This is a genomic window from Candidatus Equadaptatus faecalis (assembly GCA_018065065.1).
GTDB classification, from domain to species: Bacteria; Synergistota; Synergistia; order Synergistales; family Synergistaceae; genus Equadaptatus; species Equadaptatus faecalis.
On sequence record JAGHTZ010000055.1, the window covers coordinates 1 to 9,238 of the forward strand.

At 43.8% G+C, this 9,238-nt stretch carries 10 protein-coding genes; 8 read left to right on the forward strand and 2 right to left on the reverse strand.

What is annotated here, in order from left to right; genetic code table 11:
• Positions 1-412: 412 nt before the first annotated feature.
• The 8 genes from KBS54_04585 (at position 413) to KBS54_04620 (ending at position 8,263) form a co-directional block, all read left to right on the forward strand.
• A complete protein-coding gene (locus KBS54_04585; GenBank protein MBQ0055404.1) occupies positions 413-1,489 on the forward strand; it encodes an ORF6N domain-containing protein in 1,077 nt (358 codons plus the stop codon).
• Between the two features lie 87 nt (positions 1,490-1,576).
• Entirely contained in the window at positions 1,577-2,392 is an 816-nt protein-coding gene (locus tag KBS54_04590; protein ID MBQ0055405.1) for an ADP-ribosylglycohydrolase family protein, read from the forward strand.
• A gap of 129 nt (positions 2,393-2,521) precedes the next feature.
• Positions 2,522-3,334, forward strand: coding sequence for a hypothetical protein (locus KBS54_04595; GenBank protein MBQ0055406.1), 813 nt, complete (start codon positions 2,522-2,524; stop codon positions 3,332-3,334).
• 513 nt (positions 3,335-3,847) lie between these two features.
• Positions 3,848-3,985, forward strand: a complete 138-nt coding sequence (locus KBS54_04600) for a hypothetical protein (GenBank protein MBQ0055407.1) — start codon at positions 3,848-3,850, stop codon at positions 3,983-3,985.
• Positions 3,986-4,039: 54 nt separating this feature from the next.
• A complete protein-coding gene (locus tag KBS54_04605; GenBank protein MBQ0055408.1) occupies positions 4,040-4,453 on the forward strand; it encodes a hypothetical protein in 414 nt (137 codons plus the stop codon).
• 21 nt (positions 4,454-4,474) lie between these two features.
• Positions 4,475-5,587 (forward strand): restriction endonuclease, encoded by a 1,113-nt coding sequence (locus tag KBS54_04610; protein MBQ0055409.1) that lies wholly within the window; start codon positions 4,475-4,477, stop codon positions 5,585-5,587.
• A 28-nt stretch (positions 5,588-5,615) separates the two neighbouring features.
• On the forward strand, positions 5,616-7,418 hold the full coding sequence (locus KBS54_04615) for an SEL1-like repeat protein (GenBank protein ID MBQ0055410.1): 1,803 nt from the start codon (positions 5,616-5,618) through the stop codon (positions 7,416-7,418).
• Entirely contained in the window at positions 7,415-8,263 is an 849-nt protein-coding gene (locus KBS54_04620; GenBank protein MBQ0055411.1) for an ADP-ribosylglycohydrolase family protein, read from the forward strand. Before KBS54_04615 ends, KBS54_04620 begins: the two co-directional genes overlap by 4 nt.
• A gap of 87 nt (positions 8,264-8,350) precedes the next feature.
• On the opposite strand, the gene KBS54_04625 is transcribed toward KBS54_04620, so the two are convergent.
• Both KBS54_04625 and KBS54_04630 read right to left on the reverse strand, forming a co-directional pair.
• A complete protein-coding gene (locus KBS54_04625; GenBank protein ID MBQ0055412.1) occupies positions 8,351-8,560 on the reverse strand; it encodes a BrnA antitoxin family protein in 210 nt (69 codons plus the stop codon).
• 5 nt (positions 8,561-8,565) lie between these two features.
• Positions 8,566-8,859 carry a BrnT family toxin gene (locus KBS54_04630; GenBank protein ID MBQ0055413.1) on the reverse strand — a complete coding sequence of 98 codons (294 nt, stop codon included), beginning with the start codon at positions 8,857-8,859 and terminating at the stop codon, positions 8,566-8,568.
• Positions 8,860-9,238: the final 379 nt, after the last annotated feature.

Consider the following 9,238-nt stretch of genomic DNA (forward strand, 5'->3'; position numbering starts at 1 on the left):
AAGACTTAAATTAAAAGCACTACACATTAGGGACACGCCGCTGGATTCTGCGCTAAGCCTTTCGGCTTCCGCAGAAAGACGGAAATATTTACACGGACAAAAGAAAAAATCTATCACTGCGGAACAAGCTCAAAAGACGCCGGAGGGCGGATAACCACCATAACGAAAATAGAAGACACCGCGCTCTACGGCGCAATGATCTTCGAGCTTGCAAACAATCCGCCGCTGAAACTGAAATAATTAAACAAAACCTAATGGGCTGACGAAAGTCAGCCCGTGTTTTTACGTCCGAAACGGAGCAGTACAGCACAAAAATCTCAAAAGATGTCATTTCTAAAATGACATTTTCAGGAAGATTTACTGTAAAATAGACAACAGAAAATCAAGAACGACAGACAAAGGCGGTGCGGACATGGCTGTTAAAAACGAAATTGCATTGGTAACGCAGGAAAACATCAGGAACAAAATCTACACGATACGCGGACAGCGCGTAATGCTTGACAGCGACCTTGCGGCGATTTACGGCTACACGACAAAAAGATTTAACGAACAGGTCAAAAACAATATTGAAAAGTTTGAAGAAGACTTTATGTTCCAGCTAACCAAAACCGAACGTGAAAACTTGAGGTGCAATTTTTGCACCTCAAGTTTAGTACATGAAGCAGGAAATGCCGATTTGAGCGATAGCCATGAGTCCAACTTGAGGTCGAAAAAATCGACCTCAAGTTGGGGAGGCTCAAGATACAATCCTTACGCCTTTACCGAGCAGGGCATATATATGCTTATGACGGTACTCAAAGGCGAATTGGCAGTACAGCAGAGCAAGGCTCTCATACGCCTTTTCAAAGGCATGAAAGACTACATCAGCGAAAACAGAAGCCTCATCGGAACAGACGCGCTTGCTAAACTGACGGTGCAGAATACAATTGAAATAACCGAAATCAAAAACAGGCTTGAAAATACGGTAACAAAAGAAGAATTTGCAGACGTCAAAGCTGATTTGCAAAAAGTAATGGACAACTTCATAGACCCCGACACCTACAAACATTTCCTGATACTTGACGGACAGAAAATAGAAGCTGAAGAAGCCTACACGAAAATCTACAAATCGGCAAAGAAAAGCGTATGCGTCATAGACAACTACATCGGGCTGAAAACGCTTGAACTGCTCCGTTCGGTCAAAAAAGGCGTTCAGGTAACCGTATTCAGCGACAACCTCGGCAAAGACAAACTGACGCAAAGCACCTTCAGCGCCTTCTGCAAAGAATACCCGAACATAAAAATAGAACTCAAAACGACAAACGGCAAATACCACGACAGATACGCAATCATTGACAAAGGAACGGACAAAGAAAAAATCTATCACTGCGGAACAAGCTCAAAAGACGCCGGAGGGCGGATAACCACCATAATGGAAATAGAAGATACCGCGCTCTACGGCGCAATGATCTTCGAACTTGCAAACAATCCGCCGTTGAAACTGAAATAGGGAAGACATAGCGGAGTAAAAGTGTTGAAAACTTACAAGATTGAAGATGTTTCGGAAATAGAATACATATAAAGGGGAGACTGTAAAATGCTGGGAGCAATAATAGGCGACATAGTTGGTTCACGTTTTGAATTTGCCAACATACACACAAAAGATTTTGATTTTTTCAGCGAAGAATGCCGTTTTACGGACGATTCCGTGATGACCTGCGCCGTGGCAAAAGCAATTCTTGACTGCAACGGAGATTATTCGCGGCTTTCAGAAAAAGCTGTGTACTGGATGCGGAAAATCGGCGTTAAATATCCGGGCTGCGGATACGGCTCACGTTTCACGTCCTGGATTTTAATTTCGCCAAAGCCGTACAATTCAAAAGGCAACGGCTCCGCAATGCGCGTTTCGGCTGCGGGCTGGCTTGCAAAATCGCTTGAGGAAGCAAAAGAAATCTCTGAAAAGGTTACGGCTGTTTCGCATAATCACCCAGAAGGCATAAAGGGAGCCGAAGCCGTTTCAACAGCGATTTATCTTGCAAGAACCGGAGCGTCCAAAGAGGAAATCAGAGAGTATATGGAAGCAAACTATTACAGACTTGGACAGACCGTAGACGAAATACGAAAGACCTACGGCTTTACCGAACTTTGCGAAGATACAGTACCGCAGGCTTTACAATGTTTCTATGAGGGAACGGATTACGAAGACGTGATTCGCAACTGCATCTCAATAGGCGGGGACAGCGACACGCTGGCGGCAATAGCCGGAGGCATAGCCGAGGCATATTATGAAATACCTGCTGAAATCGTTGCAAAGGCGCGAGGTTATCTTGACGACCGACTGCTTGAAATCGTCAGCGAATTTTTGACAAAAACAAATAAGCAGGACAAATATGACTGTTTTAAGATTTATTGACAGTGTTGCAGTGAGATAGTATTATGACGGTGTTATAAAGCTGTTGTAATCAAGAGACTCTATAACGGAGACAAGAGCCTGTTATGTTGTACGGGATAGTACAAGAAAATGAATTGGAGGATGTAAAAAATGGGACGTATTGAGAATAATGAATTGGAAAGCGCCTATAAACAACTCTTCTGCGATGTTTGCGAGAATGGGTTGAAATTGTCAAAATTTTTTCCATTAGAGGGAGAAAATTATCGGGATAGTAAAAATGACGTCAGGGTTATGTTTGTTGGTCGTTGTACTAACGGTTGGACGATTCATAATTTTAAGGATATGAATTTTGAAACATTTTACAGTGATAGCGAAATGACATTTGACTGGATAGGTGAGGACGGTAAACCTCGCCGCCAGGTTTTTGGCAGTGAAAATCAATATATCGGATATGCCGATGAAGTAGACTTAACAGAACAAGAGGAAGAATATAGATATTATCGATACCCTATTGGGAAAAGTAAGTTCTTTAATATAGTCATTAGTGTTACGCAACAACTGACCGATTGTCAGCAAAATGAATGGCATAAACATATTGTTTGGAGTAATTTGTATCCTATATCACCGGAGTTATATGGCAATGCAGAAGGTTCATTAAAAAAAGCACAATTAGGTGCGGCAAGAAAAGTTTTAGAAGCTCAAATTGCTTATTATAAACCGACTCATATAGTGTTTGTCACTGGTTGGAGCGATTGGTTTGAAGATTTCTCGAATATGGAAATATTTAAGTTGGCTACAGTAAATAAGGATGTGGCAGACAAAACAGAAACAGTATTGGTAACGCAGGGTACAGCATGTGAAGGTCAGGTAAAGGTGGCTGTTGTGAACCGTCCTGAAGGTCGCAATAAACCACCTGTTGAAAATTATATAAAAGCGATTGTGGATGCATTTAAAGCGAACTAATCTAAAGCAATAGAATTTACATCAAAAAATACCGGACGTTCGTCCGGTATTTTTTTGTGACAATGTTACAAAAAAATCTTGGCGTTTGGCGGGGAGTCGTAATTTTTGAGCAGGTCGTTTTTTGAAGAAAAATCTTTGTGGAAAGTGTGGATAACTTTTTTGACGGAGTCGTTAAAAAATTGCGACCCCGTCATTTTTATAGTCATACCAACGATTTAGAAAATTGTATAGTTTTCGGAAACTAATCTTAATATTTAGACTTTTTAAAAAAAAAGAGTGATTCGGACCTTATAAGGGAACTTTATAGTAGGGGGATATTTTTTTTAAACCCGAAGCAGTTTTTTAAGACGTGTCGTGCTTAAAAAATTTGTACAAAAATCACAAACAAAAAGGAGGGCAAAAAGGACAAAAAAGGTTACGGAAAAACATGCATGTCAGTTTGGAAATTTCCAAACTGCGGCATACGGTTGAAAAACCGTACGGAAAAAGTTGGAAACGAGAGGAGAGAAATGAATGAAATCAAATGAGAAGGGTTACGATGTATATCTTGTGGTGTTGCTGCTTATTTTTGTCATTTTCTTTAACCCGTATGCCGCTTATGCGGCGCACGGACCGCACGGCGGACACAGAAGAAGGGGCGGCGACGGGTGACTGTGGGCGCTTGGAGGTGTAGTTATCGGCAGTATGCTTGCAAACAACCGCTCTGTGCCCGAACAGCCGGTTGTCGTGGAACAGCCCGTTGTTGTCGAAAGGGTTGTACAAGAGCCGGTAATCATTGAGAAGGTCGTAGAAAAGCCCGTGGTTGTTGAAAAAACGGTAGTGAAAGAAGTTTATCTGCCGTGCAGCCGCGTAATTCAGGGCAATCCGACAATTATCAGGGAAAAAGGCTGTCCGATGCCTGAAAATTCAAGCTCTGCAAAGTATTGCGGCTGCAACACGGAAATCGGACGCTACCGTGCGGGAAGATACAAGGGCTGCCGTTATGAACGGACTAACCGTTTTTATGAGTATGCCGACGAGAAAATCGAGAAAGTGCATACGATTGAGAAAATTTTCAAGCCGAACGGTACGACAGTAATCGGCAACGTGACAAGATACAGATACGTGTCTTGTAAATAAAACTGAAAGAAGGAAGAAAAAATGAAAAAATGTTGTGACAAGAAAAGCAAGAACGAAACAAGAGTATGTTCCTTAGGCGTCAGCGGTTCCATGCATATTTTCAAATACTGGATTCACCATATTTCTCATGAATGGGACGTTTCCCGCAAATTGCTGGAAGGCGGATATCTTTCTGTCGGCTGGTCTAAACTTGCAGACATCGGTCTTGAAAACGTTACACACCGATTTTCTGAATGGCGTGATTTTGAAGCGATTATGCGTGAACACAATCAGACAAGCTATGACAGATGGAGCTTGTTTGAGTTCTTTGCTTACAACTACCATGATACCGTTGTTGTTCCTTTGCCCGGCGATAAGTTCTCCATATACAGAGTTATCGGCGACCAGACGATGCCTGTCAGTAAGATGTCAGATTTTGCCGAGTTTGAACTGGAGGACGGCAGTAAAATCGTGCGTAACAAGGCAGGACTGTTTATTCGCGAAAAGACCCAAAAAATTGTTGACCTGGGTTTTGTAATCAAAGTTGAACCTGTCAAAGAGGGCATTTCCGGATATGAATATGCCGATGACGACCTGTTTAGCCGAATGAACTTACAGCAGACAATTACTGATATTACCAGATTTGCGAAAAGCATAGACAAAATTGTTGACGCAGACGCTCCCCTCAATCCGTATGCCTCAGTTATTGAAAAGTCGGCTGTAAATCTTTTAGAGGTGCTTAAGGCGCAGCTTACTCCAAACAAATTTGAAGGTTTGGTGATGCGATATTTTTTCGAACATGGTGCATCCAAGGTTTTTGTCCCTGTCGAAAGCAAGTTTGATGAAAAAGGCGATTGCGATGCTGACGTTGTTGGAGTGTTTAAGCACTGGAAAATGGCTGTCTATGCACAGGCAAAGCTCGGAGAGGATATCGACCGGTGGACGATTGAACGGATAGCTGCTTTCAATGAGCAGCCTCTTTACGAAACAATATGTGTTCCATGGATAATTTCAACTGCGGACAAATTTTCTGACAAGGCAGTTGCCATGGCTCAGGAAAACAAAATACGGCTGATTGCAGGAAGGGAATTTGCCCGTATGCTGATTGAAGCCGGTATCACGGATATAGACAATACGCGTTGCCGTGACAAATAAAACGGTAGGAAAGAAAGGAGAATTGAAAATGTGGGAAGCAATAGCGGCAGACATGATTGCGGCAAAGTATTTTAGAGAAGAATTAGAAGCTGAAAAATGCAAAGGGCATATTTCAAAGTCAGATTACAGCGCGTATGGCAGTTACCTTCTCTGCGCAACCGCAAGAGCCCTGAACAAATGCATGAAAACAGGCAGTTTTGAGAAACTTGCGGACGTGCATAGAGAGGAACTGCTTTTGGCGGAAAAGGAATTTTCAGCGAAGATTCGCGGCGATATCCTCCGCGACAAAGTTGACAATATAGATGCTTGGTGGGAAGCCGGAGAGTGTTCAACCTTCAGGTACTGGTGCGAGCTTGGTGGAAGGTACACCTATATTGAAAATCCTATTGAACCGGCATTGAGAATAGCTCCTGTTGCTTATGCGGCAAGAACGGAAACCGAAACGGTAAATCTAGCGCGTATCATAGCCGGAGTAACACACAAAACGCCGCATGCACTGCAGGGCGCAGAAGCGGTCGCAGTGGCGATATATCTTGCGCTGAACGGACACACGAAACGTGAGATAGAGGACAGCATAGCCGAACGCTACGCAGGCTGTATAACAGAACATGCGCTGAGGACATTTTTCAGAACTGCAAGCTTTGAAGACGCGTTGATGGAGGCAGCACAAAGCTGCCCGGAGGGTGAATACCAGTATGAGATGTGCATTGCGGGAGCCGTTGCGGGTGCGTATTATCATCCCGACTGCGAGATTTTGTGTCGCAGACGCATGACAAAATACGTGTCCAAGACAGTCAGGGATTTTGAAAGAGACTTGCCTCTCAGGATTGCATTCAACATAAATACGCGGCAGGACAAAGGTTCCCTGTGGCTTGGCGAAAGAATGGCGAAGGCGTTTGAAGAAGGTTGTTTCGTGGAGAAAAATCCCAAAATTGCGCATCTGCTTGCAAAAAAGTGTCTTGGGCTGGGGAACAAAGCAGCCTCGAATATTTTGGCAAAGCATTCGCTTTACGGCGAAGCCTGTGCCGCGGACGTTGAAAAGGGGATTGAAATTTTAGAACGCAATGCGGCAGAAGGAAACGCGGTTGCCTGTTGTACCCTTGGAGAATATTATCTGAACGGCAAGGCTGCGCCCCTTGACAAAAACAAAGCGTTCAACTGTTTTAAAGCCGGTAAAGAATGTGACGATTACGCCTGTTATCTGCCGTATCTGAAATGTCTGGCTTTCGGGTGGGGCACGGAACAAATGAGAGAGTTGGCATTCGAGCAGCTCAGTGATTTTGTGGCGTCCCCATGTGCGCGAAGCGATGCCTTTTCCCTGATTGGAAGATTTTACGAAGAAGGTTGGGGAGGCGCGGAGGTAAATTACGAGAAAGCGTGTTATTATTATCTCCTCGGATTGTTAAACGATTACGCAAGAGACGAGATAACGCGGGACGGAGACTGTAAAATTGAAACATTGTTAAAATGCTGTAACGAAGACAGCACCGAGGAGAATCCCGAAAGCGAAAACGGGCTCGGCAGACTGTACGAACAGGGGTTGTATTTCCCGAAAGACGAAAAAAAAGCCTTTGAGTATTATCGGAAGGCGTCTAAAGCAGGGGATTCCATGGGAAGCTGCAATCTCGGACGCTGCTATCTGTTTGGCATATACGTGCAGAAGGATTTGTCAAAGGCACGTATGCTTTTTGTAAAAGCTGTTAAAAAAGACAGCGGCTGTGAAGGCAAGGAAGCTGCAGAGCAGTATCTGACGTACTGCGATCAGCTGCTTGCCAATGAAAACTGCACACAAAAAAACAGAATACTAATTGCGAAGGAGGAAATGTTATGAGTGGTTGGCGTACTGTTATTTCTGCACCTGTAAAAGGGGCTATCTACGGAGACATTATAGGCTCTGCATTTGAGTTTGAGCCCATACATTCAAAAAAATTCCGGCTTATATCGGAGAAAAGCAGATTTACCGATGACACTGTAATGACACTTGCGATTGCCAAGGCGGTGATGGAAAGCGCGGAGGATTATTCCGATTTGTCCGAACAGGCTGTCTACTGGATGCAGAAGCTTGGCAGAAAATATCCTGACGGAGATTACGGCGGGCGTTTTCTTGACTGGATTTTCAGTCAAAACCCAAAGCCGTACAACAGTTATGGAAACGGCGCTGCGATGCGTGTTTCGCCTGTCGGAGCCATTGCGGGAAGCGTTGAGGAAGCAAAAAAACTCTCCCGTATGGTAACTGAGGTTACCCATAATCACCCGCAGGGCATAAAGGGCGCGGAGGTGACGGCAGTTTCGGTATTTATGGCTTTTGATGGCGGCAGAAAGGCAAAAAGGGAAATATCGGATTATCTTGAAGCAAATTACCCCGACATTCGCGGTATTTACGAAAACGGCGGATTACAGGAAACGTATGTTTGGAACGAAACCTGCCAGGGAAGTGTTCCAGAGTCGATTCAATGTTTTCTTGAATCGCTTGATTACGAAGATGCCATAAGAAACTGCGTGCTTCTCGGCGGTGACGCGGATACGATGGGCGCAATAGCCGGAGCAATAGCAGGGGCGTATTACGGCGCAAAGCTCTCCAGTGATGAACCTCTTGAATTGCTGACGTCTGAACTGCGCGAAATTTACGAAGAGTGGAAATGGTTTTTCCTGACGCACAAAAGCAGAAAACACTAAACTGACCGTAATCCAAGATTGTACGGAGATAGATGACACGCGGGGGACTGAAACAGTCCCCCGCTTTGATTTCTTAACAGGCGATATTTACTGCCAACTGACTTTGAGTTGTCTGTTGTTCGCAACGCAGTCGGAAAGATACAGATTTATAAGCGTCTGATAGGGAATACGCGAAGCGGAGGACTGCGCTTTGAAGTAGTCTATTGTTTCAACGTCAAGATTGATTGTTACTTGTTTTTTCAGTTGTTTGGCGTAAGGATTTTTACGCGCCTGTGAAAAATCGTATTCTTCTCTCATTTTGCTCACCGCTTTCTTTCTGAATATTGTTTGCTTTCATGTTTTGTTGCGTGGCGTGCGGATATTATGCGGATTATTGATTGTTCGTTTCGGTAGCAGTGGCATACAACGAGCAAATTTGCCCTCTTGCTGAAGCCGAGAATAATAAATCGTTCTTCTTCCAACGAGTGTTCGGGGTCGTCAATCAAAAGAGCCATTTCGTCATAAAATACGCTGGCTGCCTCTTCAAATGATATGTTATGTTTCTTGACGTTGGCGGCGTTCTTGTGCTCGTCCCACTCAAATGATATCTTGTCCATAAGGGTATTATAATTATAAAATAATTATTTTGCAATGGATTGTTGAAAAGTTTGTATGTTTCCCCATGCCGGAGTGTATCAAAATACAAAATCGGGGGACTGAAATCAGTTCCCCGTTTTTTTGAATATTTTTTGCCGACAGCCGCCAAATGACAGCCGACAGCAGAATTTTGGTACAACAAAGATAGCCATAAGCAATAAGCAGTAAGCCTTAAGCAGAATAACGTGATAAAAATAAAATCTTTTCACTGCTTTTGGCTTAAAGCTTACCGCTTACCGCTTAAAGCTTAACTTCGGATTACTTCTTACTGGGAGCACCGTTCATTTTCCTCCGAAGCCGCAGGGCTCTTGCTTTCCCTGCTCACACCCCGGTCACAGA